This window comes from Patulibacter brassicae (genome assembly GCF_033949425.1).
In the GTDB taxonomy this organism is placed as follows: domain Bacteria; phylum Actinomycetota; class Thermoleophilia; order Solirubrobacterales; family Solirubrobacteraceae; genus Patulibacter; species Patulibacter brassicae.
This window is the reverse complement of the sequence record NZ_JAXAVX010000004.1, coordinates 169,503-194,012: the sequence shown is the minus strand read 5'-3', so window position 1 is coordinate 194,012 and position 24,510 is coordinate 169,503. Positions and strand designations below refer to the sequence as shown.

The following is a 24,510-nucleotide window of genomic DNA, read 5'->3' as shown; positions in this document are numbered from 1 at the left end:
CTCAGCGCTGCGGGTTCGTCGTGCCGACGTTCGAGAGGTCCGGCGAGACCGGCAGCACGTGCGGGAACTGCTGCGTCGTGCCGTTCGCCTGGGTCAGCGGACCCTGCTGCCGGCACGGCACGTTCCCGGCGCTGCCGAGCAGCGCGCTCAGGAGGCCACCGGGGTTGCCGGTGTTCTCGCAGGAGAACGAGTCCGAGCGTCCGGTCCCGTACTGGTCCAGCGTGCCCGGCAGCGGGTACGCGTTGGCGCGGTTCGTCGGCAGGCGCTTCTTCGCGCCCATGAGCAGCTCGTCGTTCAGGACGATCGGCTGACGCAGGACCTTGCGCTCCGTGCCGGTGGCGTCCGGCACGCCGAACTGCGTGGCGGCGGCGGCGTTCGCGAACGTCACCGGGATCTCGCGGCGGTACTGGTAGAGGTACTGCAGCGCCGGCAGCAGGTCTCGCGTGACGGGCGCGAGGCTGTCCATGAACGGCCCCGAGCTGTCGAGGATCCGCCGCAGGGCCGGCAGCCCCGACTCGACCTTCGGCAGCACCGGGCCGAGCTGGACGAGGGTGCGCTCGAGCTGCGGCGCGAGGACGGCGAGGTCCTGCAGGGCCGGGCGGATGAGCGGCGCGACCGGGCGCAGCGCCGCGAGCGTCGGTGCCGCGTCGGCGGAGGCCGCGCGGGCGACGCGCAGCGTGCTGCGGGTCTCGTCGAGGAAGGTCGGCAGGATCCGCGTCGTCTGGCGCAGCGCCGGGGTGATCGCCGACGTCGTGTCCACGACCTGGCGGCCGGAGCGGATGAGCTCCTGCAGCGCTCCGGCGCGCGAGCCCACCGCGGCGAAGGTCGTCCCGAGGTCGCGGGTGCCCGAGCGGACGGCCGCCGACTGGCGATCGAGCACGCGCAGCAGCCCATCGGCCGCCCGGACCGTGGGACCGAAGTCCCCGACGGAGGAGTTCAGGTCCTCCCCGCGACCGTCGAGCGAGCCGGCGACGGAGGTGAAGAACCGGCGCAGGTCCTGGCGGGTCCGGTCGTCGAAGGCGTCGAGGATCTGGTCGAGCTCGGCCGTCGGGCGAACCTGCTTGGACGCGATCGCGCCGCCGTCCTGGATGAACGAGCCGGGCACGCGCTGCGCGGCCGCCCGCCGGGAGCCGAACGACAGCTCGACGAACGTCTCGCCGAGCAGCGTCTTCGTGCGCAGCGTCGCCCGCGTGTCGGTCGGCAGCGGCGCGTACTTCGGCTCGATGTTCATCGTGACCTTGGCGGTCCGCTGCAGCTTCTCGATCTTCACGACCTTGCCGACCGTCACGCCGCTGACGCGGACGTCGGCGTAGGAGGCCAGCTGCGAACCGGCGCGGAACTGCGTCGTCACCTCGTAGGGCTTCGCGCGCAGCGGCACCGGGCCGCCGAAGGCGGACCAGAGGAAGAGCAGCAGGCCGAAGCACGACAGCGCGAAGGCGACCATCATGACCAGCTGACCGATGCTCGGTCCCTGCTTGTTCACGAGCCGCACGCCCCCAGTCCGTTGAGCAGCTGGATGAGCGGCAGCAGCGGCGTGCCGCCGGCCGAGTCGCAGCTGAAGATGAGCTGGCCGCGCCAGCCCACGCCGTGGGCGTCCTGGGTCGAGAAGACCGAGTTGCCGTTGTGGGCGAACCACGCCAGGTAGTACGAGTAGCCCTTCGCGTCGCCGGGCGGGTCGTAGCCGAGGACGTTCACGACGTACTGGAGGACCTTCGCCGACGACGTGAGGTCACCGAGCAGCGGGCTCAGGGTGTCGACGCTCTTGCGCAGGTTGCGCACCGCGGGCAGGCCCTGGCGGGCGAGCGTTCCGAGGGGGCGCAGATCGGCGGGCAGCTCGCGCAGCAGCGGATCGATGCCCGGCAGCGCCTTCGTCGTGTCGCGCAGCGCCGGGCGCAGTGCGCGGGACGCCGGGCCGAGCTCGCCGGCGAACCGTCCCGCGTCGTCGAGCGTGTCGCCCGCGAGCCGCAGCGTGCTCGGCAGCAGCGCGAGGGAGCGGCGCAGGTCCTGATCGCGCCCGGCGAACGTCGCGAGCGTCGTCGCCGCCCGGTCGAGCGTGTCGCCGACGGCCTGGTCGTGGTCCACCAGCGCCGTGGAGAGGCGACGCAGACGGGTGATGACGCCCTGCAGCGCGTCGCGCCGCTGGGCGATGACCTCGAGCACCTCGTGCGTCTGGCGCGCCGTCGGCGTGCCGGCCCGGAGGATCTGGCGGATCGCCGCGTCGTTGTTCTCGAACCCGCGGGCGGAGGCCGCCAGCAGCTGCTGGAAGTACGCGCGGGAGTCGGCGTCCAGCGCCGCGAGGACCTCGTCGAGCTGGACCTGCGACGTGGCCTTCGAGGCGTCGAGCCGCTGGCCGGCGCGGAGCGTCGGCGCCGAGCGCGATCCCGGATCGAGCTCGATCGTCATGTCCTGCAGGCCGGTGCGCGGGCGCAGCATGACCGTCGCGTCGCGATGCACCGCGTCGAGCTTCGGGCGGTCGATCCGCATCGTGACGATCGCCCGGCCGTTCTCGATCGCGACCTTCGAGATCTCGCCGACGGTCACGCCGGCCACCGCCACGGCCTGGCCCTGGCCCGGCGTGACCGCCTGGCCGGAGGCGAAGCTCGCCTGGACCTCGTACGTGTCGTCCCACGGCCACGGCAGGCGCTGCTTGTCCAGCAGGTAGACCGTGACGACGAGCGAGACCGCCATCGCGGCGAGGATCACGAGGACCGCCCACCAGTACTGGCGGAGCGCCATCTTGATGGTCTTCATCGACCCACCCCCGCGCTCGCGGCGGCGGCCGCGGCGTCGCGGTCGCCCGCGGCCGGCGTCGTGCTCGTGCCCGGCGCCCCGTCCGTCGCCGCGTCACCGGACAGTAGCTGCTCGAGCCGGTCCTGCAGCTGCGTCAGCCCGCGCTGGTCGAGGCCCTGGATCGCCTTCAGGCCCTTCTCGGCGGTGCGGCGGAACGCCTGCTTGTCGATCGGGTCGGTGCGCTGCTCGCCGACGTAGGCGTGCGGCTTGGAGCGCAGCTCGGGCACCGCCTGCGTCTCGCACGGGACGTCCGGGCGGAACGGCGGCTCGGTCGTCGGCTGCGGGCTGGACCCGATCACCGGCTGGTCGGCGCGCGCGGCCATCGTCCGCTGGCCGCCGCCGAACGACAGCGCCTGGTTGCCGAAGCCGACGAGGTAGCGGATCCAGGGGCCGTTGGCGTCGAAGTTCTGCGACGCGGAGTTCAGGCCGACGAACGCCGAGAGCAGCTCCTGGTAGACCGGGATGTTCGTCGAGAGCGCACCGTCCTGGACCTTGCCGGTGAGGACCGGCAGCGCGTTCTTCCAGAGGCAGGTCGCCACCGGGCGCAGCGCGCCGGTGCTCTCGCCCAGCGGGCCGGCGGCGGCGTCGAGCGACGCGAGCGTCGGTCGCAGCTCGCCGAGGAGCTTCTGCAGGCTGCCGGAGCGCGCGAGCCGCAGCGCTGACCCGAGCGCCGGGTTGGCGAGGTCGAGCGTCGTGGGCAGGCGCCGCACGAGCGGGCGGGCGTCGCGGACGAGCGCCCGGGCCTCGGGCACCACGGCGTTCAGGCGGGCGAGCGCCGGCATCGCGCGCTGCGTCGTGCGGTCGAGCTCGGAGAAGGTCGAGCGCAGGTCGGCCTGGCTGTCGGCGAAGGCCTGGAACGTCCGGCGGCCGTCGACGAGGATGCCGCGCAGGCTGTCCTCGTGGCGGTCCAGCAGCGTCACGAGATCGCTCGTGGAGCGCACGAGCCGCCGCAGGTCGCCCGGTCGGGCGCCCTGCGCGGCGTGGCTGACGACGGCGAGCGAGCCGAGCGCCGGCGGGGTCGCCCGGATCAGCGTGTTGAACGCCTGCGCGCCGCCGTCCTCGAGTCCCTCGCCGAAGCCCTTCAGCGTCCGCTGGAAGTCGCGGCGCGAGTTCGAGTCCAACGCGGTGAAGATCTCGTCGAAGGCGACGTGGATCGTCGTGGCCGACGGCGGGATCGCGTGGTCGCCGAGCGGCTCGGCGTTCGGCGATCCCGGGTTGACGTCGAGGAAGAAGTTGCCCTCGAGGAACAGGCGCGGGCGGATCTTCACCGTCGCGTCGCGCCGCAGCGTCGGTGCGTCGCCCTTGAGCTTCACCGTGATCTTCGAGAGCCCCCCACCGACCGGTTCGATGCCGGTGACGTTGCCGATGTCGACGCCCGCGACGCGGACCTTCGTCGCGGCTCCGACGCGCAGCATCCCCCCGTCGTTCGTGATGACGGTCAGCTCGCGGCTGCTCTTGAACGGGATCGGGCCGCCGAAGATGAGGTAGACGACGACGAGCGTGAAGAGGACGACCCCGAAGCCCCAACGGACGTTCGAGCGCACGACGTCCCGGACGGACCGGTTCAGGCTCCTGCTGCCGCGGCTCATCGCGGACCCTCCGGCGTCCCGGCCGGGGCCGTGGTCTTGAGGTTCGTCGTCGGGCCGCCGCCGACCGGGCCGAGCCGGCGACCGGGCAGATAGCGCTCGTTGCCGATCTCGCAGGTGCCCTTGTCGGCGTCCGGGTAGACGTTGTAGTGCAGGTTCGGATCCGGCTGCGACTGCTTGCCGAGCGTCTGGTTCGTCGACAGCAGGAGGATCAGGCGGAACCAGTTGCCGTTGCGGTCGCCCGTGCTCGTCACCGAGCTCGCGTTGCGCGCGAAGAGGCTCACGTAGTTGCAGCGGATCTGCGCCGGGGCGACGACCTTCAGCGTCGGCAGCAGCACGTCGGAGATCGGCTTCAGCAGCGTCAGCGTCGTCGTGGTCGAGTCGCGCTGGAGGTTGCGGTCGGTCGCGCGCAGCGTCGCCTCGAGCTGGCGGCCGAGGACCGGCGCGCGCTTCAGGACCGGGATCCCGCGGACCGCGACGCGGTGCAGCGCCGCGACGGTCTCCGGCAGCTGGTCGGTGCCCGGGCGCAGCTCGCGGGCGAGGGCGGCCGCGTCGCGCAGGACGGGCGTCAGCGCCGCGGACGCCGCGCGGGCCTCAGCGAGCGTGGCGGGGCTGCGCTGCAGGACCTGCGCGAGCGCCGGCGACTCGTCGGCCAGCGCACCGAACGTCACGCGCACGCCGCGCAGCAGCGGGCCGAGGTCGCCGAGGGTCGGCAGCAGCGCCTGGGTCGCCGCGTCGGCGCCCCGGATGAGGCCCGCGAGGTTCGTCCGCGGGTCGGAGACGTTCTGCAGCACCGTCGCGGTCCGGTCCAGGACGTCCGGCAGGACGGCGAGCGCCGCGTTGAGGTCCGCGCCGCGCCCGGCGAAGCCGTCGGAGGCCTCGGCCACGACCGTGCGGACCGACCGGCGGAGGTTCGCGTCGAAGAGCCCGGTCACCTGGTCGAGATCGACCGACGCGCTCGTGGCGGACTCGCGGATCGTCCCGCCCGCGGGGATCGTCTCGCGGCTCGTCCCGGGGCTCAGCTCGATGTACTTCGCGCCGATGACGGACTTCGGGCGGATCCGCAGGGTCGTGTCCCGAGGCAGCTCGGCGACCGTCTGGTCGAGCTTCAGCGTCAGGCGCGAGTAGTAGCGCCCGTCACGGCCCTTCTCGGGCGCGATGCCGTTGACCTGGCCGACGCGCTTGCCGCCGATCCGGACGTCGACGCCGGTGGTGAGCTTCTTCGCGTCGGCGACGTTCGCGCTGATGTCGTACGTCTGGATGAACGGCAGGCCCGAGTTCGCGTTGTAGCTCAGGATGACCGCGACGAGGATGATGAGGATCGTCGCGGCGCCGACGAGGACCGGGCTGCCGGCCAGGGACGAGCGGCGCCTCATCGTCCGCCTCCGAGGGCCGCGGCGCTGCGCGCGGCCGCACCGGCGTCGCCGGTGGCCGGGGCCGGCGTGGTCGCGGTCGGGCGGGACGGCGGGGTCGTCGCGGAGCGGGCGGCCGACCGGGCGGCGGGCGCGTCGTCCTGCGCGTCGCGGCCGACGCCCGGTCGCTGCGCGAGGCGGGCGGTGCTCGTCGGCGCGCTCGTCCGGCCGCCGCGCTCGTCGAGGAACTTCGCCGAGCAGTGCGAGTCGTACGTCTCGGTGACGAAGAGGCAGGAGGAGAAGTTCACGTGCGCCGGCAGGATGTGCGACACGCCGTCGAAGCGCGCGGTCGACATCGCGACCGTGAAGAGGAACCGGGACAGGAACTCCGGCGCGCCGGTGTCGCGCAGGCTCTGGTTCAGCTCGGTGAGGATCGGGACGTTCGGGGCCAGCGCCTGCAGGGCCGTCGAGAGCCGCTGCAGCTGCGGGGCGGCGCGGCGCAGGATCGGAGCGCCGACGCGCGAGGCGCGGGCGAGCCGGGTCAGCGCCGGGCGCGCGGCGTCGGAGAGCGGCTTCAGGTCGCCCGCCAGCTGGCGCAGCGACGGCGACGCCCGGCGCAGGGACGCGAGCGTCGGCGTCGCGTCGCGCGTCAGGTCGCGCAGCGCCTGGAGGGCCGGGCGCAGGCTCTGGAGCGTCGGCGGCAGCTCCCGGATCGTGCGGTCCAGCTGCGCGCGGTAGTCAGCGGAGATCTTCAGGAACCGCGCGCTCTCGTCGAACGTGCCGGTGAGCTGGTCCTGCTGCCGGTCGAGCTCGCCGAGGATCTCGTCGGTGGCGGTGAGGACGCGCTGCAGCGCCGCCTTGTCGCTGCCGACGACGTCGAGCGTCCGGCGGATGTACGTCAGCGCCGGGTTCGCGCGGCGGATGGCCTCCGACAGCTGCGGCCCGCGGCTGGCGAGCCCGGCGCCGAACTCGTTCGTCAGCAGCTGGAAGCGGACGTTCGTCGGCTGGCCGAGCATCGCCACGACGAGGTCGAGGTCCACCGGGCTGGAGGTGTTCCGCAGCGAGAGCGTCGGGGCGGGCTGGCCGCCCGTGCGCCGCAGGGCCGGGGCGCTGGGCGTGCCCGGATCGCATTCGACGAACTTCTCGCCGATGAGCGACTGCGGCAGGATCGTGCAGCTCGCGTCGGCCCGGAACGGCGTGAAGCGCTCCTGGACCTCGAGCGTGAGGCGGGCCTTGCGGTCGCGCGTCAGCTGCACGTCGGAGACGGTCCCGACCTTCGCGCCGGCCACGCGGACGTCCTGCCCGTTGCTGACGAAGGACGCGTTGTCGAAGATCGCGTCGATCCGGGTGGTGGCGCCGGAGCCGCCCTCGCCGCTGCCGCTGCCGCAGCCCGCGAGCGCGAGGCCGGCCGTGGCGGCCACGCCGGCCAGCAGGCCGAGCCGGCGGCGGCTCACTTCGCGCTCCGCGTGACGGTGGTGGAGCCCCCGGGCGGGACCTGGTTCACGGCGCAGCCGCCGAGGTGGCCGCCGGTGAACGGGTTGGAGCGGTCGCTGGCCGACTGCGTCGCGCTGCCGGGGCAGCGGTTCGTGACGTGCTGCTGCGGCGCCGCGAGGCCGGAGCCCAGCAGCGGCGAGATGACGTCGACGAGGTTGCCGACCACCGGGCGCAGGAGCTCCGGCAGCGAGTCGCCGCTGAGCTCGACCCCGATGCGGGCGTAGTGGCCGTTGGCGTCGTAGTAGGCGCCGGCCTTGCCGCCGAACGCCGTCGAGACGCCGTGGAGGATGTCGGGCACGTAGGCCCGGACGTCGGAGATGATGTCCTTCGCCCCGGCGAAGACCTTCGTCGTCTCGGTCAGCGACGGCACGACCTGCTCGGCGAGGCCCGGCGTCTTGTCCAGCACGGAGGAGAGCGCCGGCAGCGTCGCTCGCACGTCCCGCAGCAGCGGCACGGTGGCCGCGTTCAGCGGGGCGACGATCCGGAGGGTCCGGGCGAGCCGCGGGGCGACGGGACGCGTCTCGCGCAGCAGCGGCCGCGCGTCCTCCAGGAGTCGGCGCGAGCTGACGAGCGTGGAGTTCGCGCGGCGCAGGAACGCGGGGCCGCGCTCGATCGTCCGGCGCAGCGCCTCGCGCTCGTCGGCGGTGGCGCGCAGCGTCGTGGCCGTCGCCTGGATGCCCTGCTGGAGGTCGTCCGAGCGCTCGGCGAACGTCGAGGAGACCGCGGCGGAGTTCGCGATCAGTCGCTGGAAGGCGGGCTCGTCGCTCACGAGCTCCTCGAGCGTCTGCCGCGTCTGGCCGAGGGCCGGCGAGAGGCGCTCGAGCAGGCGCTGATTGGACTCCTCGGCGCCGGAGAACGCGACCGCGCCGCCGCGCACGAGGGTCTGGAGGTACTGGCGGCCCTTGACGTCGATCGCGTTGAGGACCTGATCGATGTCGGTCGCCGAGCGCGTGTCGGCGGCGGTGATCGTCCCGCCGTCGTCGATCTTCGGCGCGCTGTTCGGCCCCGGCTCGAGCACGAGCACGCGGTTGGCGACGCTCGAGAGCGAGGAGTTGCGCAGGACCACGCGGGTGCCCTCGTGGAGCGGCTTGAGGTCGTCGTCGGTGATCTTGATCCCGATCTCGGCCTCGCCGTCGTCGGCGAGCTCGATCGAGTCGACGGTGCCGACGTTCGCGCCGCCGACCTTCACGAGGTTGCCCTTCACGAGCTGCCCGGCGTCCTGGAAGCGGGCCGTGACGGCGTAGCTCGACCCGCCGCCGACGAGCACGACGACGACCACGACCACCACGACGGTGACCGCGGCGGCGGCGAGAGCGCGAATGGCGGTGGTTCCCACGAACCGTCCGACGGACCCCCAGGGCAGGGGCCTCCTCCTCGGCGCGGCATCCTACGGTCGGTAGGACGCGGGTGGCAAGGCACCGACGGGCGCGACGGGCCCCCTCCGGACCGCGGAAGCGCCCGAACGCGCCGAAACCCCCCGTCCTCACGGGCGCTTTGGGCTTCGTTGAGGTTTCGTTATGTGTTGGCCGTCACGCAACGAACGGTCCAGCGACGACGCCGCGCGCGGCGGACGTGCGTCCAGGCGCCCGGTCGCGCCGCCCGCCATCTAGGCTTGCGCGTCATGCCCGTGCTGTCCGACGCCTCGATCCGTCAGGCCATCGCCGACGGCCGCCTGCGGGTCGACCCGTGGAACGACGGGATGGTCCAGCCGGCGTCCGTCGACCTGACGCTCGGACGGTCCTTCCGCGTCTTCCACAACCATCGGGTCACCTCGATCGATCTCGCCGACCCGCCGTCGAACCTCACCGAGCAGGTCGTCGTCGAGGGCGACGAGCCGTTCGTCATCCATCCCGGCGAGTTCTGCCTCGGCCGGACGGAGGAGTGGGTCGAGCTCGCCGACGACCTCGTCGCCCGGATCGAGGGCAAGAGCTCGCTCGGGCGCCTCGGGCTCATCGTGCACGCGACGGCCGGCTTCTGCGACCCGGGCTGGAAGGGCACGCTGACGCTCGAGCTGGCGAACCTCACGCGCGTGCCGATCCTCCTGCGCCCCGGCCTGCCGATCGCGCAGCTCTCGGTGATGACGCTCGACCGTCCGGCCGAGCGGCCCTACGGGCACCCGGACCTCGGCTCGCACTACCACGGGCAGGTCGAGGCGACGGAGAGCCGCTACGAGGGCGGCCCGGCGCGCACCGACGGCGCCGGCACCCGTCAGGGCTGAACGCGGGTCCACGCGCCGGATCGGGGTGCGCCCCGTCGCGACGGCGGGCGCGCGACGCCCGGGTCTCCCCTCCGCGGGCGTCGCGTCGCTGCGCCACGCGCCGCACCGGCGGCGCGCTCGCGGCCGACCGCAGGGGCCGGCCGCAGGTCTGGGTCCGGATCAGGCCAGCGCGGTCGCGCCGGCGGGCAGCCGCTCGGCGATGTCCGCGATCCGCCAGGGGCCCTCGGTCTCGATCGTCCGCGCGACGTCCCAGCCGGACAGCTCCTGGATCGCGCCGCCCTGGACCGCGAGCACCTTGCCGGTGAGCGGGCAGTCGGCCGCCGCGAGGTACGCGACGAGCGGGGAGATGTTCGACGGGTCGAACAGGTCGTGCCCGGTCGCGTCCTCCACCCCCGCCGCGAAGACCGCGCCCATCCCCGGCGTGGCGAGCGTCAGGCGGGTGCGGGCGATCGGCGCGATGGCGTTGACCCGCACGCCGTAGCGCTCGAGCTCCGCGGCGGCGACGAGCGTCATCGCCGCGATCCCGGCCTTCGCCGCACCGTAGTTCGCCTGGCCGGCGTTCGGCACGGTCACGCCCGACGCCGACGCGGTGTTGATCACCGCGGCGCTCGGCCGCCGGCCGGCCTTCGCCTCCGCCTTCCAGTGCTCCGCCGCGTGGCGCAGGACCGCGAAGTGGCCCTTCAGGTGGACGTGGATCACCGCGTCCCACGACGCCTCGTCGAGCGACGCGACGAAGCCGTCGCGCAGGATCCCGGCGTTGTTCACCACGACGTCGAGCCGCCCGAGCTCGTCGACGGCCTGGGCGACGAGCCGCCGTGCGCCGTCCCAGCTGGCGACGTCGTCGGCGTTGGCCACCGCCGTCCCGCCCGCCGCGCGGATCTCGTCGACGACCTCCTGCGCGGGACCGGCGTCCGCGCCGCTGCCGTCGTTCGCGCCGCCGAGGTCGTTGACGACCACGGCCGCGCCCTCGCGCGCGAAGAGCAGCGCGTGCTCGCGGCCGATGCCGCGCCCCGCGCCGGTGATGACCGCGACGCGGCCCTCGAGGGTTCCCATGTCCTGCTCCTCGTCAGTCGCTGATCTCGGCGAGGCCGTCGCGGATGACCGCGACCTCGCCGACCGTCGTCTCGTACGCGTAGGTCGTCGTCGCCGGCCCGTCGGACGCGGGCGCGTGGCGCGCGCGCCACGCGCGCGTGCGGACGTCCTGCCCCGGCAGGACGGGCTTGGAGAACCGCACCGCGAGCCGGCGCAGGCGCGCCACGTCGCCACCGGCGAGCCCCTGGACGATCGCCCAGGCGGTGAACGCCTGGGTGCAGAGGCCGTGGGCGATGATCCCGGGCAGCCCGGCGTCCCGCGCAACCTCCTCGTCGAGGTGGATCGGCATCGGGTCGCCCGCGGCCGGCCCGTAGCGGAACGTCTGGTCCTCGTCGACGTGGGCGGTGCGATCGAGCACCGGCTCGTGGGCGCGCAGGGCCTCGTCGAAGCGGTGCTCGGGCCCGAGCGTGCCGACCGCCTCCCCCGTGTCGAAGCCCCGGACGAAGAGCGTCACGTGCTGCTCGTTGACGAGCTCGCCGCTGCCGGCGTCGCGGCACTCGAGGTAGACCGTCCCGCGGGTCCCGTTGGGCAGCCCCTCGAACCCGGTCATCTTCGCCCGCGACTCCAGGACGTCCCCGGGCCGGATCGGTCGGTGGAACCGGAAGTCCTGCTCGCCGTGGACGACCCGGCCGAAGAGCCCGAGCGGCACGACGTCGAGCGCCGGGGCCATCAGGGCCTCGAAGACGGGCACGATCGCGAACACCGGGTTGGCGACGTCGCCGGCCCGGTGCGCCGGGATCGGGTCGTTCGTCGCCTCGGCGTAGGCGATGAGCCGCTCGCGCTGCACCTCGAACCGCGTGGTCTCGGTCCAGCGGTCGAGGCCGGAGGCGTCGAACCGCTCGGTCTGCTGCGTGGACATCGTGCGCTCCGGCGCCTAGCCGACGAGCGCCGAGAGCTTCGCCAGCGAGTCGTCGAGCTGCTTCTTCGCGTCGCGCTCGACGGCCGCGCCGAGCGCGCCGGTGATCATCTGCCCCGAGAACTCGGCGTCGATCGTCGCCGTCGAGCCGCCGTTCCCGTCCCCGCTGACGCCGAGGGCGAAGGTCGTTCGCACGCCGGCCATCCCCGTGCCGGAGATCCGCAGGCGGCTCGGCGCGTCGACCTCCTCGACCGTCCAGGTGATCGTGTTCGGCATGCCGAGCATCGTCACGACCTCGGCCGCGGTCGCGCCCTGGGTGAACGTCGCCGGCGGCTCGTCCTTCCACTTCGTGTGGATGGTGAGCCACTGCTCGAAGGAGCGCGGGTCGGAGAACTTCGCCCACACGTCCTCGGGGGCGGCGGGGATCTGCACGGTGGCGTTGAGGCTTCCCATGGTGGTGCTCCTGTGGTGGGTGGTCAGCGCTCGGCGCGCTGGTAGGCGGTGACGACGGCCGAGCCGCCGAGGCCGATGTTGTGCTGCAGGCAGGCGTCGACCCCGTCGACCTGGCGCGCGTCGGCGTCGCCGCGCAGCTGCCAGGTGAGCTCGGCGCACTGCGCGAGGCCGGTCGCCCCGAGCGGATGGCCCTTCGAGATCAGGCCGCCGGAGGGGTTGACGACCCAGCGGCCGCCGTAGGTCGTCTGCCCGTCGTCGACGAGCTGCGGGCCCTCGCCCTCCGCCGCGAGCCCGAGCGCCTCGTACAGCAGCAGCTCGTTGGCGGAGAAGCAGTCGTGCAGCTCGATGACCTGGAAGTCCTCCGGACCCAGGCCCGACTGCTCGTAGACCTGGCGCGCGGCCTGGACGTTCATGTCGTAGCCGATGACGTCGCGAGCGCGACGGGTCGAGAACGAGCTGTCGAAGTCGGTGGTCAGCGCCTGGCCCACGATCTCGACCGCCCGCCCGGCGAGGCCGTGGCGGTCGACGAAGTCCTCGCTCGCGAGGACCGCCGCGCCCGAGCCGTCGGAGGTCGGCGAGCACTGGAGCTTCGTCAGCGGCGCGTAGATCTCCGGCGCCGCCAGGATGTCGTCGAGCGAGTACTCGTCCTGGAACTGCGCGTAGGGGTTGTTCACCGAGTGCCGGTGGTTCTTCTCGCCGATCTTCGCGAAGTGGACCGGCTCGGAGCCGTGCTTTTGCATGTGCTCGCGGCCCGCCGCGCCGAACATCCACGGGGCCGGCGGGAAGCGGACCTCGGAGATCTGCGCGAGCAGCTCCATGTGGCGCTGCATCGGCTGCTCGCGATCGTCGAAGGTCGACCCGAGCGAGCCCGGCTGCATCTTCTCGAAGCCCAGCGCGAGCGTGCAGTCGGCCAGGCCGCCGCGGATCGCCTGCGCGGCGAGGAAGAGCGCGCTGGACCCGGTCGAGCAGTTCGAGTTGACGTTGAAGACCGGGATGCCGGTGAGGCCGAGCTCGTAGACGGCGCGGTGGCCGGCGGTCGACTCGCCGTAGACGTAGCCCACGTAGGCCTGCTCGATCGCCTCGTAGGCGACGCCGGCGTCCTCCAGCGCCTTCGTGCCGGACTCCCGTGCCATCTGGGGGTAGTCCCACCCCTCGCGACGCCCGGGCTTCTCGAACTTCGTCATGCCGACGCCGACGACGTAGACCCGCTTGCCCGTCACTGACCGCTCCCTCGCTCGCTCGTCCCGTCTCCCGCCGGCGAGCCCGAGGGCGCGTTCCGGCGACGGCAAGAAAGATACAGACCCGTCGGTCTTTTTCAACGTCGCGCGACGACGCCGGTCGTCCCCGGGCGCCCATGGGTCGGCCCGGTCGCCCCGCGAGCGGCGCGGGGGCGGTCAGGGACGGATCGGCCCGATGAGGTCCTCGAGCAGCGGCCGGTACACGGCCCAGCGCTCGATCCGGGAGGGCGCCTCCCGCGGCTCGAAGGCCTCGGCGAGGGCGAGCCCGCGCAGCGTGCTGATGCAGAGGTCGATCTTCGCCATCAGGCGCGCGTCGTCGGCGTGCTCGCCGGCGATGTCGGCGATCGCCGTGCGGACCACGCGGCGCACCCGGCCCTCGACCGGCAGCAGCCGCTCGCGCAGCTCGGCGTCGTCGGCGGCGGCGATCCAGATCTTCGTGCCGGCCTCGAAGAGGTCGCTCGAGAAGTCGGCCCAGACGACGTCGAGCAGCGATCCGATGCCCCGGCCCTCCTCGCGCATCGCGGCCACGACGCTGCCCATCGCTCGCACCCGCTCGTTGGCGAGGTGCTCGTAGGCCTCGGCGATGAGGTCGAGGCGATGGGGGAAGTGGTGCGTCTGCGCGCCGCGCGACACACCCGCGAGCTCGGCCACGCGGCGGCTCGTCGTGGCGGCGTAGCCGACCTCGACGAGGCTGCGGATCGTCGCGTCCAGGAGCTTGCCGCGCGTCTCGGCGCGCCGCTCCTCCTGCGTGCGACGGCCGCCCGCGGGCGGCCCGCCGCCGACGACCTGGCGCACGACGCGCTGCGCGGCGCGGCCCGACGTCGTGGCGGCCTTGCCGGCCTGGCTGGAGAGCGAGCGCGTCATGGGTCGACGCCCGGCGGGGCGTCCGGCCACCCTAGCCGCCCCGACGACCGCGCGGGATCGCGGCCAGACGGTCGTGGGAGCAGCCGGCGCCGGCCCGCCCCGCCGTAGAAAGAAACCAGCAGGTTGGTATCTTCCCCGGCATGAGCTCGACCCTCGCGCCCGGTAGCGGTCCGACGATCCCCCACGACAGCAGCGCCTGGAAGCTCGTCGGCGGGGAGATGGCGCGCCCGGTCTTCGACGACGACCACCAGGCGTTCCGCGAGTCGGTCCGCCGCTTCCTCGAGCGGGAGATCGCCCCGCACGAGCCGCAGTGGGAGCGCGACCGCGACGTGCCGCGCGAGGCGCTGCTGAAGGCCGGTGCGGCGGGCTTCCTCGGGATGGCGGTGCCGGAGGAGCACGGCGGCGCCGGGATCGACGACTTCCGCTTCAACGCCGTCATCGGCGAGGAGGTCGTGCGGGCCGACTGCCGCGGCCTCGGCGCCGCGCTCATGCTGCACAACGACGTCGCGCTGCCCTACCTCCTGTCCTTCGCGAACGCCGAGCAGCAGGCGCGCTGGCTGCCGGGCTGCGCCAGCGGGGAGATCCTCCTGGCGATCGCGATGACCGAGCCCGGGACGGGCTCGGACCTGCAGTCGATCGCGACGACGGCCGTCCGCGACGGCGACCACTACGTCGTCAACGGCGCGAAGACATTCATCACGAACGGCATCAACAGCGACCTCGTCATCACCGCGGTGAAGACCGACGCCGGACTGAGCCTCCTGGGCATCGAGCGCGGCACGCCCGGGTTCGAGCGCGGGCGCAAGCTCGAGAAGCTCGGCATGCACAGCAACGACACCGCGGAGCTCTTCTTCCACGACGCGCGCGTGCCGGTGGAGAACCTCATCGGCGAGGAGGGGATGGGCTTCATGTACCTCATCCAGAAGCTCGCCCAGGAGCGCCTGACCCTCACGCTGAACGCCACGGCCGGCGCGGAGGCGGCGCTCGGCATGACGATCGACTACGTCCGCGAGCGCAAGGCCTTCGGGCGCTCGATCGGCCAGTTCCAGAACACGCGCTTCACGCTCGCCGAGCTGAAGACGGAGTGCGTGAAGGCCCGGCTCTTCGCCGACTGGCAGCTCGCCCAGCACGTCGAGGGCCAGCTCTCGATCGAGCACGCCGCGATGGGCAAGTACTCCTCGACCGACCTGCTGTGCCGCGTCGTCGACGAGGGCGTCCAGCTCCACGGCGGCTACGGCTACATGACGGAGTACCCGATCGCCCGCGCGTACGTCGACGCCCGCATCACGAAGATCTTCGCCGGGACGAACGAGATCATGAAGGAGATCATCGGCCGCGGGATGGACCTCGGCTGACGCGCCGGGCGGTGCCCCGCGGCCGCGCTACCGCTCGTCGCGGGGACGACCGAGGCCCGGCCGCACGTGGCGGTCGGCGAGCCGCGCCGCCGGCGCCGGACGGCCCGACCGGGCACGGCGCAGCGCGGCGCCGACGGCGCGCCGCAGCGGCCGGGCACCGTCCCCCGCTCGGCGCCGCAGGCGCTCCTCCCCCCGGCGCAGCCGCCGCTCGACGGCCGTCGGCGGGAAGCGCGCGTCGACGAGCTCGCGCAGCTCGGCGTGCAGCGTCTCGCCGATGAGCAGCTGCTCGTGCGCGGGCAGCTCGCCGGACCAGAAGAGGCCCTGGAGGTACTCGTCGACCGCGAGCTCCGCGCGGCGCGACGGGGAGACGCGCAGCGCCGGGTCGGCGTGGATCGAGTGCTGCTTGTGGACGAAGGTCATCGCCGGGCGCTCGACGTCCGGCGGACGCTCGCCGTCCCGGAGGTCCAGCACGCCGCCCCGCTCCCCGAGCCCGCCGCGCCCGGACGGCGGCGGCAGGTGGCCGGCGGCCGCCGCGCCGCTGCCCGCACCGTCCTCGGGCACGCGCGCGAGCGTCCGCGCCGGGTCGACGCCGGCTGCGGTGATCCGGCAGAGCCAGTGGTGGTGGCGGTTGCCGAGGTAGGCCCCCTCCCCCGGCAGCTCCCAGACGAGCTCGCCGAGCATCGTCGGGACCTCGAGGTAGCCCGCCTTGGCGACGCGGGACATCTCCTGCAGGACCCAGATCGGGTCGCGCAGGTCCTCGAGCGTCGTGACGCACATCGCGAGGTCGAACTGCCCGTCGTCGAACGGCCACGGCTCCCGGGCGCACACGTCGCGCACGACCCACGTGTCGGCCGCGAACCGCTCGCGCTCGCCCCCGTAGGAGAAGCCCATGGCCCCGCGCGTGGCGAAGGGCATGGCGTCGATCACCCAGTCGGCCCGGTTGAACGGCGCGGCCCAGCCGCCCACGTCGAGCACGAGGGCCTCGTCGGGCAGCGCCAGGATCCGGTCGGTCGCCGCGGGCAGCACGGCGGGGACTATCGCGCACCACCCTCCCCGAGGGCGGTCAGCAGACGGCGGTCGTTCGCGCAAGCCGCCCGATCGGCGGGCTCGCCAACGGCCGAACGCCCGGTCGTGCGGCATCGCGGGCGCGGTTCCATAGACTGGCCACGCACGCGGAAGGAACGAACGAGGAGCCCCATGAGCGAGACCCAGGAGACCGGTGGCGCAGGAGCGGTCGCGACCGCGCAGGAGTCGCTGACCGTCGTCGACAACCGCACGGGGAAGACCTACGAGATCCCGATCACGGACGGCACCGTCCGCGCGATGGATCTGCGCCAGATCAAGGTCGAGGACGACGACTTCGGCCTCATGACCTACGACCCGGCGTACACGAACACCGCCTCGTGTCGTTCCGCCATCACGTACATCGACGGCGACAAGGGCATCCTCGAGTACCGGGGCTACCCGATCGAGCAGCTCGCCGAGCAGGCGACGTTCCTCGAGGTCGCCTACCTGCTGATCTTCGGCGAGCTGCCCACGAAGGACGAGCTCGACGAGTGGACGCACGCGATCACGACGCACACGTTCGTGCACGAGAACGTGAAGAGCTTCGTGGAGGGCTTCCGCTACGACGCCCACCCGATGGGCATGCTGCAGGCGTCCGTCGCGGCGCTCTCGACCTTCTACCCGGAGGCGAAGAAGATCGACGACGAGCAGGTCCGCTACGAGCAGATCGTCCGCCTGATCGCGAAGGTCCCGACGCTCGCCGCGTTCGCGTACCGCCACGCGAAGGGCATGCCGTACGTCTATCCGGACAACGACCTGAACTACGCCGAGAACTTCCTCGGCATGCTGTTCAAGATCGCCGAGCTGAAGTACGACGCCGACCCGCGGATCGCGAAGGCGCTCGACGTCCTGCTCATCCTCCACGCCGACCACGAGCAGAACTGCTCGACGTCGGCCGTGCGCTCGGTCGGCTCCTCGCAGGTCGACCCGTACTCCGCCGTCGCCGCCGGCGTCGGCGCGCTCTACGGCCCGCTCCACGGCGGCGCGAACCAGAGCGTGCTGGAGATGCTCCAGCGGATCGAGTCGGTCGAGAACGTCCCCGGCTTCATCGACGGCGTCAAGAACGGCAACGAGCGCCTGATGGGCTTCGGCCATCGGGTCTACAAGAACTTCGACCCGCGGGCGAAGATCATCAAGAAGGCCGTCGACGACGTGTTCGAGGCGACGGGCACGACGAACCCGCTGCTCGACGTCGCGCAGGAGCTCGAGCGGATCGCGCTCGAGGACGACTACTTCGTCAAGCGCAAGCTCTACCCGAACGTCGACTTCTACTCGGGCCTCATCTACGAGGCGCTCGGCCTGCCGGTCGAGATGTTCACCGTGCTCTTCGCCATCGGCCGGACGCCGGGCTGGGTCGCCCAGTGGCTGGAGATGGTGGACGACAAGGAGCAGAAGATCGCCCGTCCGCGGCAGATCTACACCGGTGCCCGCGGCCGCGACTACGTGCCGCTGGACCAGCGCGGCTGAGCCGCACCGCGGGGGCTCCACCCCGCGCCTCCGACGTGCCGAGCGCCCGTCGCGGTCCACCGCGGCGGGCGCTCGTCGTCTCGGGGCGGTGGACGGGCGACCCCTGCGCCCGCTCCGGTCCGAGGCCCGATCAGCCGGCGGCGAGCCAGAGCCGCAGGCCGGGCCCGTGCTCGCGCAGCCACGCCGACGGGGCGCGCCAGTCCGGCCGGTGCTCCTCGAGCAGGGCCCAGAACGCCGGGCCGTGGTGGGCGTGGACGAGGTGGCAGGCCTCGTGCCAGGCCACGTAGTCCAGGCAGTCGGGCGGAGCGAGCAGGAGCCGCCACGACAGGCTGATCGTCCCGGTCGAGGAGCAGGAGCCCCAGCGGCTGCGGGTGTCGGTGATCCGCAGCCGCCCGCGACGGACGCCGAGCGTCGCCACCGCGTCGTCGAGGATCGGCGTGGCGGCCTCGCGCGCGCGAGCGCGCAGCCACGCCTCGATCGCGCGCGCCCGCTCGCCGGCGTCGCCCGCCGGCACGAGCAGCTCCCCGCCGCGCCGATGCGCGCGCCGCCGGCCGGCCTCCCCCACGATGCGCAGCTCCTCCCCGAGCATCGGCAGCCGGTCGCCGGCCTGCGCGGCGAACGCCGCCCGCCGCGCCTGCTGCTGGGCCAAGCGCGGCCGGATCCACGCCGCGAGCTCGTCGACGACGCGATCCGCCTCGCGCGTCGCGGCCCGCTGGGGCAGCGTCACGACGAGGCCGCGATCGGGCTCGATCCGCACCGACGCCCGCCGGGCGCGACGCGAGCGGCGCAGGAGGTAGGTCGGGCGGTCGTCGGGCATCGGGGTCGGCGTCGCTCGGGCGCGACGGCTCGGGGACGGTAGCGGGAGCGGGGGACGACGGCCGGCGCTCGCCCCCGCCGGTCGCCGACCGGGACGACGTGATCAACGATCTTATTGACAACAATCTGGTTGATCAATACAGTCGTTGACGACAACGTCCCCCGCCGCCCCGATGACCGACGACGACCAGCTCGACCGCGCCTTCCTCGCCCTCGCCGACCCGGTGCGGCGGGCGATCGTGGCGCGGCTCAGCCGCGGGCCGGCGACGGTCAACGAGCTCGCCGAGCGGTTCCCGATCACGAAGCAGGCGGTCTCCCGCCACGTGGGGGTGCTCGAGGCCGCCGGCCTCGTGTCCCGCACGCGGGAGGCGCAGCGGCGCCCGGCCCATCTGGAGCCCGCGGCGCTCGAGGCCATGACCGCCTGGATCGACCGCTATCGGCTCCGCCACGAGGAGCGCTTCCGCGCCCTCGACGAGGTGCTCGACGAGCTGCGCGAGGACGTCCCGTCGTCCCGTCCCACCCCATCCCAGGAGCAGTCCCCATGATGACCACGAACCCCCTCACCATCACCGCCCCCGAGGGCCAGCCGCTGATCGAGATCGTCCGCGAGTTCGACGCCCCGCCGGCGCTCGTCTACCGGGCGCACGAGGACCCGGCGCTCGTCGCGCGCTGGCTCGGGCCGCACGGCTACGAGATGCGCACCGAGGCGTGGGATCTGCGCCCCGGTGGGCGCTACCGCTACGAGCACCTCGACGGCCAGGGCAACGCCTACGCCTTCAACGGCGTCTTCCACGACGCCGTCCCGGGCGAGCGGATCACGCAGACGTTCGAGTTCGAGGGCGCGCCCGGCGTCGTCTCGCTCGAGACGATGACGTTCGAGGCGCTCGACGGCGACCGCTGCCGGCTCGTCGGCCGCAGCGTCTGGCCGAGCGTCGAGAGCCGCGACGCGATGATCGCCAACGGCATGGAGCGGGGCGTGCGCGAGGGCTTCGAGCGGCTCGACGCGCTCGTGCGCGACGCCGGCTGAGTCGTCGCTCCCGGCCGTCCGCCGTCCCGGGCGGACGGCCGGAGGGTCTCGGCGCCGCTCGCTCGGCGCGAGGGCTCCGGTCCGTGCGGGATCAGGCGGGCGTCGCGGCGCGATCCCACGGGCGCTGCAGGCGCAGCGTCGAGAGGATCGCCCGCGTCGCCGGGCTGCGGTTCATCGTGATGAAGTGGATGCCCGGGGCGCCGGCGGCGAGCAGCTCGGCGGCCTGGAGCGTCGCGTACGAGATGCCGAGGCTGCGCAGCGCGTCCGGGTCGTCCTCGCGCGCGTCGAGCTCGCGGCGGTACGCGTCGGGGATCTTCGCCCCGATCTTCGCGAGGAAGCCGCGGGACTGGCCGATCGCCGTGATCGGCATGAGGCCCGGGATCACCGGCACGTCGATCCCCTCGTCGCGCAGGCGCTGCACGAACGAGAAGTAGTCGGCGTTGTCGTAGAAGATCTGGGTGATGAGGAACCGGGCGCCGGCCTGCACCTTCGCCTTGGCCGTCTGCACGTCGTCGTCCTCGTGCCGGCTGTCGGGGTGCGGCTCGGGGTAGGCCGCGCCGCCCACGCAGAACGGGAACTCCTCCGCCAGCAGGGCGGTGAGCTCGGGCGAGGACGCGAAGCCGCCGGGCGTCGGGGAGAACTTCTCCTCGCCCCCGGGCGGGTCGCCGCGCAGCGCCAGGACGTTGTCGATCCCGGCCTCGCGCATCTGGCCCAGGACCGCCCGGATCTCGTCCTTCGTCGCGCCGACGCAGGTCAGGTGGGCCATCGCCTCGAGGCCGTGCTCGACCCGCAGGTTGCGCACGACGTTGATCGTGCGGTCCCGCGAGCTGCCGCCCGCCCCGTAGGTCACCGAGACGAACGCCGGCGTCATCGCCGTCAGGTCGTCGAGGGCCGCGTGGAGGTGCGCCTCGGCCTCGTCGGTCTTCGGCGGGAAGAACTCGAACGAGAACGTCGGCTCGGGGGACGCGGCGATGATCTCGTCGATGCGCATCGCGCGGAATGGTACGGCCCGCGCGCCGACGGGGCCCTGACTGGGGCGCGACGGGCCCGCGGCTCAGGCGAGCCGGAAGCGGTCGGGCTCGCGGTCGACCTTCTCGATCCGCCCGACGCGGCGGGCGTGGATCAGCAGCGCGAGCGTCTCGCTGAGCAGCCAGCTGCCGTTCTGCTGGGTCAGCGGCGTCTCGAACACGTCGGGGGCGAGCTCGAAGGCGGTGCGCGGCTCCGTCGTGCCCTCGAGCGCCTGCTCGAGCCGGTCCAGGCGCCGCCGGATCTCCTGACGGGTCGCGCGCACGTGGCCCTCGACGTCGGTGAACGTCCGGCCGTGGCCGGCGAGCACGAGGCGCGCGTCGAGCGCCTCCACGCGATCCAGGGACGCGAGGAACTCGCCGACGGGGTCGGGGCTGAAGCCGACCTCGAAGTACGGGGAGACGCGGCCGAGCAGGTGGTCGCCGGAGACGAGCATCCGGTGCTCGGCGTTGTAGAGGCAGACGTGCGAGGGGGCGTGCCCCGGGGTCTCGATGACGGTGAAGTCGCCGAGGTCGGTCGGCACCGTCACGCCCTCCGTGAGCTCGCGGTCGACGTGGATCGCCCCCGCGATGCCCGTGTCGGCCTTCCGGCGCCGCGCGGAGGCCTCGAGCGCGGCCTCCTCCGGCACGCCGGACTGCAGCGCGACCTCGAGGCGCCGGTTCCACATCGCCTCGGCGTCCTCGAGGAACGCCGTGAGGTGGCGGTGGTCGGGGTGCATCCAGACCTCGGCGCCCGAGCGCGAGACGATCGGCGCCGCCTGGCCGCAGTGATCGACGTGCGCGTGGGTCAGCACGACGTGGCGCACGAGCTCGGGGCGCAGGTGGACCATCCCCATCGCGCGCTCGAGGTGGGCCATCGAGCCCGGCTGGTGCATCCCGGTGTCGACGAGGACGATCCCGTCGCCGGCGGCGATCGCCCAGGCGTTGCAGTGCGGCACGCCCGGCCACGGCAGGGGCAGGCGCAGCCGCCAGACCCCGGGCACGACGCGCTCTCCGCGACCGAGCTCGCGCGCGGCGCGACCGCTGGTCACCGGGCCTCCGGCGGGGTCGGGCGACGGTCCATGCCCCGAACCGTATTCGACGCGCGCGGCGCGTCCGTGCGCTGCGGCACCCGGGCCCCGTGCCCGGGGGGACCGCCGCTCCTCGCGCCGGGCGAGCGGACGGGCGTCGACCGCCCGCGCCGTAGACTGGTCCGCGCGCCGTCCCGCGCCGCGACGATGCCCCGCAACCGCAAGGACCAGCCGCCGAAGCTCCCGACCGTCACGCGCACGAGCGACGACGGCCGGTTCGCGCTCGAGCTGCGCTGCGCGATGACCGCCAAGACGCGCACGGTCTACGCCCAGACGTTCAAGGGCGAGCTGAGCCAGGCCGCGCGCACCCGCGAGGACACCTGGCAGCGCGCCGTCGAGTTCCTCTTCGAGCGGCTCGTCGTCGGCTGGACGATCGACGACGTCCCCACCACCGGTCAGAAGCAGCTGCTGCTGCGGTTCCGGATGGCGTCGGCCGACGAGCGCGCCTGGATCCGGACCGCGCTGCGCGAGCACCTGGCGGAGTGGTTCCCCGAGATGCAGGCCCCGTGAGATGGCGTCCCCCGAACCGCCCGAGGACCCGATGACCGACGCCGATCCCGTGCCCTCCGCGGACGCCGACCTCCCCGCCGACGCCGAGCAGCCGCTCGCGGCGGCCGCCGCCGAGGAGGCCGCCGCCACCGAGGACGTCCCGGACGACGAGCTGACCGACGAGGAGCTCGTCGTCGCCGAGCTCGACCCGGCGCGGTTCGCCGACCTCATCGTCGGCTACTGCCTGGAGAGCGACCCGGGCGACCAGGTGCTCGTCCGCTCGACGGGCCTCGCCGCGCCGCTGCTGCTCGAGCTGCAGCGCGCGCTGCTGGAGGCCAACGCCTGGCCGCTGCTGCGCGTCGAGCTGCCCGGCCAGAGCGAGGGCTTCTACCGCCACGCCCGGGACCGCCACCTCGACGGCGTCTCCCCGCTGCAGCTCGAGGAGGCCCGCCAGGCCGACGCGAGCCTCTCGATCCAGGCGCCCGACGACACCCGGGCGCTGACGGCGATCGACCCGGAGCGCCTGGCCCGCGCGGCCCGCGGCCGCCACGACGCGCGCGAGCTGACGCTCCAGCGCCGCTGGTCGACGACCCTCTGGCCGACCCAGGCGCTCGCCGACCAGGCGGGGATGTCGCTGCGCGACCTCGCGGCGTTCGTGCGCCGCGCGACGTTCCTGGACCAGCGCGACCCGGTCCGCGCGTGGACGGCGCTGCGCGACTTCCAGCAGCGGCTGATCGAGCGGCTCGAGGGCGTCCGCGAGCTGCGGATCGAGGCGCCGGACACCGACCTGACGCTCGAGGTCGCCGGTCGCACCTGGGCCAACAGCGACGGCCGGCGCAACATGCCCTCGGGCGAGGTCTTCACGGGACCGCTCGAGTCGAGCGCCAGCGGCACGATCCGCTACTCCGTGCCCTCCTCGCCCGCCGGCGTCGAGGTCCGCGACGTGCGCCTGACCTTCCAGGACGGCGAGGTCGTCGACTTCCGCGCCGCCGTCGGCGAGGACTACCTCGGCCGCGCGCTGCGCACCGACGAGGGCGCGCGCCGGCTCGGCGAGGTCGGCATCGGCACGAACTTCGGCATCGACCGCGCGATCGGCGTGATCCTCTTCGACGAGAAGATCGGCGGCACGGTCCACACGGCACTCGGGCGCTCCTACCCCGAGACCGGCGGCGTCAACGTCTCGGCGCTGCACTGGGACCTCATCTGCGACCTGCGGCAGGGCGGCCGGCTCTGGGCCGACGGCGAGCTGCTGCAGGAGAGCGGCCGCTTCGTCGGCTTCTGAGCCCGGCCCCCGGCGGGCGGCGCGGGCCCGGCGGCGGGCGGCCGTCAGCGCCCCGCGTCGGCGAAGGCCGCGATCGCGGCGGCGAACCGCGCGGGATCCTCGACCTGCGGGTAGTGCCCGAGGTCCTCGAGCGTCGTGACCTCGGCGCCGGGCCGCAGCTCCCGCAGCGCGTCGAGCACCGCCGTCGTGGCGACCGGGTCGCGGAGGCCCCAGACGAGCGCGAGCCGTCCGGGCCACGCCTTCAGCGCGCCGTGCCAGCGGGCGGCGTGCGCGACCCGCTGCTCGTTGTAGCTCGCGAGCCGGTGCATCGTGCGCTGCCCCGCGTCGTGGGCGACGAGCGACCACATCGCGTCGGCCTCCTCGCGCCGCAGCGGATGCCCCGACGCGAACAGCGCCCCCAGCTGCCGCCGGAACGTCCGCCGGTTCGAGAGCCGCGCGACGAGCGGCCCGAGCGGCGAGCGGAGGAGCTGCTGGATCGGTCGCAGGCTCGCGCGCTCGACGACCATCGAGCCGTTGCTCAGCACGACCCCGGCGAGCGGGAAGGACAGCCGCCCCTCCAGATCGCGCGCCAGCAGCTCGTTGGCGACGGTCGTGCCCATGTCGTGGGCGACGACGATCGGCGCCTCGAGGCCCTCGGCGGCGACGACCGCCTCGACGAGATCGGCCTGGCGGAAGAGGTCGTTGTCCTCGCCGCGCGGCTTCTCCGAGAGCCCGAAGCCGAGGAGGTCGAGGGCCAGGACGTCGCGTCCCGGGAGCTGCTCGATCGTCGCGCGCCAGTCGTAGGACGACGTCGGGAAGCCGTGCAGGAGCAGCAGCGGCGGGGCGCCGGGCCGCGAGCCGTCCGCCGGGCGCCGCACGACGAAGAGGCGGCGGCCCCCGACGGCGACGACCCGTCCCGCGCCGCGCCAGGCGGCCGCCTCCGGGGTCAGCGCGGTCGGCATGAGCGGCAGCCTCGCAGGTCGCCGCGATGC

The 24,510-nt window shown here is 73.8% G+C and carries 23 protein-coding genes; 7 read left to right on the top strand and 16 right to left on the bottom strand.

Annotated elements, in window-relative coordinates:
* Position 1: 1 nt before the first annotated feature.
* From SK069_RS10400 to SK069_RS10375, 6 genes are read right to left on the bottom strand one after another with little or no spacing between them, the layout of a single operon-like run.
* Positions 2-1,492 carry an MCE family protein gene (locus SK069_RS10400; RefSeq protein ID WP_319954157.1) on the bottom strand — a complete coding sequence of 497 codons (1,491 nt, stop codon included), beginning with the start codon at positions 1,490-1,492 and terminating at the stop codon, positions 2-4.
* A complete protein-coding gene (locus tag SK069_RS10395; protein ID WP_319954156.1) occupies positions 1,480-2,751 on the bottom strand; it encodes an MlaD family protein in 1,272 nt (423 codons plus the stop codon). The genes SK069_RS10400 and SK069_RS10395 overlap by 13 nt, the downstream gene beginning before the upstream one ends.
* Positions 2,748-4,379, bottom strand: a complete 1,632-nt coding sequence (locus SK069_RS10390) for an MlaD family protein (protein ID WP_319954155.1) — start codon at positions 4,377-4,379, stop codon at positions 2,748-2,750. Before SK069_RS10390 ends, SK069_RS10395 begins: the two co-directional genes overlap by 4 nt.
* On the bottom strand, positions 4,376-5,752 hold the full coding sequence (locus tag SK069_RS10385) for an MlaD family protein (RefSeq protein ID WP_319954154.1): 1,377 nt from the start codon (positions 5,750-5,752) through the stop codon (positions 4,376-4,378). The genes SK069_RS10390 and SK069_RS10385 overlap by 4 nt, the downstream gene beginning before the upstream one ends.
* A complete protein-coding gene (locus SK069_RS10380; RefSeq protein ID WP_319954153.1) occupies positions 5,749-7,182 on the bottom strand; it encodes an MlaD family protein in 1,434 nt (477 codons plus the stop codon). The genes SK069_RS10385 and SK069_RS10380 overlap by 4 nt, the downstream gene beginning before the upstream one ends.
* Positions 7,179-8,558 carry an MlaD family protein gene (locus SK069_RS10375; protein WP_319954152.1) on the bottom strand — a complete coding sequence of 460 codons (1,380 nt, stop codon included), beginning with the start codon at positions 8,556-8,558 and terminating at the stop codon, positions 7,179-7,181. Before SK069_RS10375 ends, SK069_RS10380 begins: the two co-directional genes overlap by 4 nt.
* Before the next feature lie 285 nt (positions 8,559-8,843).
* Here SK069_RS10375 and dcd point away from each other — a divergent pair, with 285 nt between their 5' ends.
* Complete coding sequence (gene dcd / locus SK069_RS10370) at positions 8,844-9,440, top strand: dCTP deaminase (RefSeq protein WP_319954151.1); 597 nt, start codon at positions 8,844-8,846, stop codon at positions 9,438-9,440.
* A gap of 159 nt (positions 9,441-9,599) precedes the next feature.
* Here the strand turns inward: dcd and SK069_RS10365 are convergent, their stop codons facing one another.
* From SK069_RS10365 to SK069_RS10345, 5 genes are all read right to left on the bottom strand, one after another.
* Positions 9,600-10,493, bottom strand: coding sequence for an SDR family oxidoreductase (locus tag SK069_RS10365; protein WP_319954150.1), 894 nt, complete (start codon positions 10,491-10,493; stop codon positions 9,600-9,602).
* Positions 10,494-10,506: 13 nt separating this feature from the next.
* On the bottom strand, positions 10,507-11,391 hold the full coding sequence (locus SK069_RS10360) for a MaoC/PaaZ C-terminal domain-containing protein (RefSeq protein ID WP_319954149.1): 885 nt from the start codon (positions 11,389-11,391) through the stop codon (positions 10,507-10,509).
* Between the two features lie 15 nt (positions 11,392-11,406).
* Positions 11,407-11,841 carry a type II toxin-antitoxin system Rv0910 family toxin gene (locus SK069_RS10355; protein ID WP_319954148.1) on the bottom strand — a complete coding sequence of 145 codons (435 nt, stop codon included), beginning with the start codon at positions 11,839-11,841 and terminating at the stop codon, positions 11,407-11,409.
* Between the two features lie 23 nt (positions 11,842-11,864).
* The gene (locus SK069_RS10350) at positions 11,865-13,061 is read right to left on the bottom strand and encodes a lipid-transfer protein (RefSeq protein WP_319954147.1); all 1,197 of its coding nucleotides are present in this window, start codon (positions 13,059-13,061) and stop codon (positions 11,865-11,867) included.
* Between the two features lie 174 nt (positions 13,062-13,235).
* Positions 13,236-13,943, bottom strand: a complete 708-nt coding sequence (locus SK069_RS10345) for a TetR/AcrR family transcriptional regulator (RefSeq protein WP_319954146.1) — start codon at positions 13,941-13,943, stop codon at positions 13,236-13,238.
* A gap of 218 nt (positions 13,944-14,161) precedes the next feature.
* On the opposite strand from SK069_RS10345, the gene SK069_RS10340 reads away from it, so the two are divergent.
* Positions 14,162-15,298 carry an acyl-CoA dehydrogenase family protein gene (locus SK069_RS10340; protein ID WP_406628281.1) on the top strand — a complete coding sequence of 379 codons (1,137 nt, stop codon included), beginning with the start codon at positions 14,162-14,164 and terminating at the stop codon, positions 15,296-15,298.
* Between the two features lie 27 nt (positions 15,299-15,325).
* On the opposite strand, the gene SK069_RS10335 is transcribed toward SK069_RS10340, so the two are convergent.
* Positions 15,326-16,324 carry a class I SAM-dependent methyltransferase gene (locus SK069_RS10335; RefSeq protein ID WP_319954144.1) on the bottom strand — a complete coding sequence of 333 codons (999 nt, stop codon included), beginning with the start codon at positions 16,322-16,324 and terminating at the stop codon, positions 15,326-15,328.
* A gap of 171 nt (positions 16,325-16,495) precedes the next feature.
* On the opposite strand from SK069_RS10335, the gene SK069_RS10330 reads away from it, so the two are divergent.
* Positions 16,496-17,830, top strand: a complete 1,335-nt coding sequence (locus SK069_RS10330) for a citrate synthase (protein ID WP_319954143.1) — start codon at positions 16,496-16,498, stop codon at positions 17,828-17,830.
* A gap of 130 nt (positions 17,831-17,960) precedes the next feature.
* Here SK069_RS10330 and SK069_RS10325 read toward each other — a convergent pair whose 3' ends face one another.
* A complete protein-coding gene (locus tag SK069_RS10325) occupies positions 17,961-18,647 on the bottom strand; it encodes a M48 family metallopeptidase (RefSeq protein WP_319954142.1) in 687 nt (228 codons plus the stop codon).
* Positions 18,648-18,819: 172 nt separating this feature from the next.
* On the opposite strand from SK069_RS10325, the gene SK069_RS10320 reads away from it, so the two are divergent.
* Together SK069_RS10320 and SK069_RS10315 are read left to right on the top strand one after the other, a co-directional pair.
* Entirely contained in the window at positions 18,820-19,191 is a 372-nt protein-coding gene (locus SK069_RS10320) for an ArsR/SmtB family transcription factor (RefSeq protein ID WP_319954141.1), read from the top strand.
* Complete coding sequence (locus SK069_RS10315) at positions 19,188-19,673, top strand: SRPBCC family protein (RefSeq protein ID WP_319954140.1); 486 nt, start codon at positions 19,188-19,190, stop codon at positions 19,671-19,673. The genes SK069_RS10320 and SK069_RS10315 overlap by 4 nt, the downstream gene beginning before the upstream one ends.
* Before the next feature lie 91 nt (positions 19,674-19,764).
* Here the strand turns inward: SK069_RS10315 and metF are convergent, their stop codons facing one another.
* Both metF and SK069_RS10305 read right to left on the bottom strand, forming a co-directional pair.
* Positions 19,765-20,664, bottom strand: a complete 900-nt coding sequence (gene metF, locus SK069_RS10310; RefSeq protein WP_319954139.1) for a methylenetetrahydrofolate reductase [NAD(P)H] — start codon at positions 20,662-20,664, stop codon at positions 19,765-19,767.
* A 63-nt stretch (positions 20,665-20,727) separates the two neighbouring features.
* Positions 20,728-21,729, bottom strand: coding sequence for an MBL fold metallo-hydrolase (locus SK069_RS10305; RefSeq protein ID WP_319954138.1), 1,002 nt, complete (start codon positions 21,727-21,729; stop codon positions 20,728-20,730).
* Positions 21,730-21,915: 186 nt separating this feature from the next.
* On the opposite strand from SK069_RS10305, the gene SK069_RS10300 reads away from it, so the two are divergent.
* Positions 21,916-22,278, top strand: coding sequence for a hypothetical protein (locus SK069_RS10300; RefSeq protein ID WP_319954137.1), 363 nt, complete (start codon positions 21,916-21,918; stop codon positions 22,276-22,278).
* 1 nt (position 22,279) lies between these two features.
* Entirely contained in the window at positions 22,280-23,539 is a 1,260-nt protein-coding gene (locus SK069_RS10295) for an aminopeptidase (protein ID WP_319954136.1), read from the top strand.
* Between the two features lie 44 nt (positions 23,540-23,583).
* Here the strand turns inward: SK069_RS10295 and SK069_RS10290 are convergent, their stop codons facing one another.
* On the bottom strand, positions 23,584-24,480 hold the full coding sequence (locus SK069_RS10290) for an alpha/beta fold hydrolase (protein WP_319954135.1): 897 nt from the start codon (positions 24,478-24,480) through the stop codon (positions 23,584-23,586).
* Between the last annotated feature and the right edge of the window lie 30 nt (positions 24,481-24,510).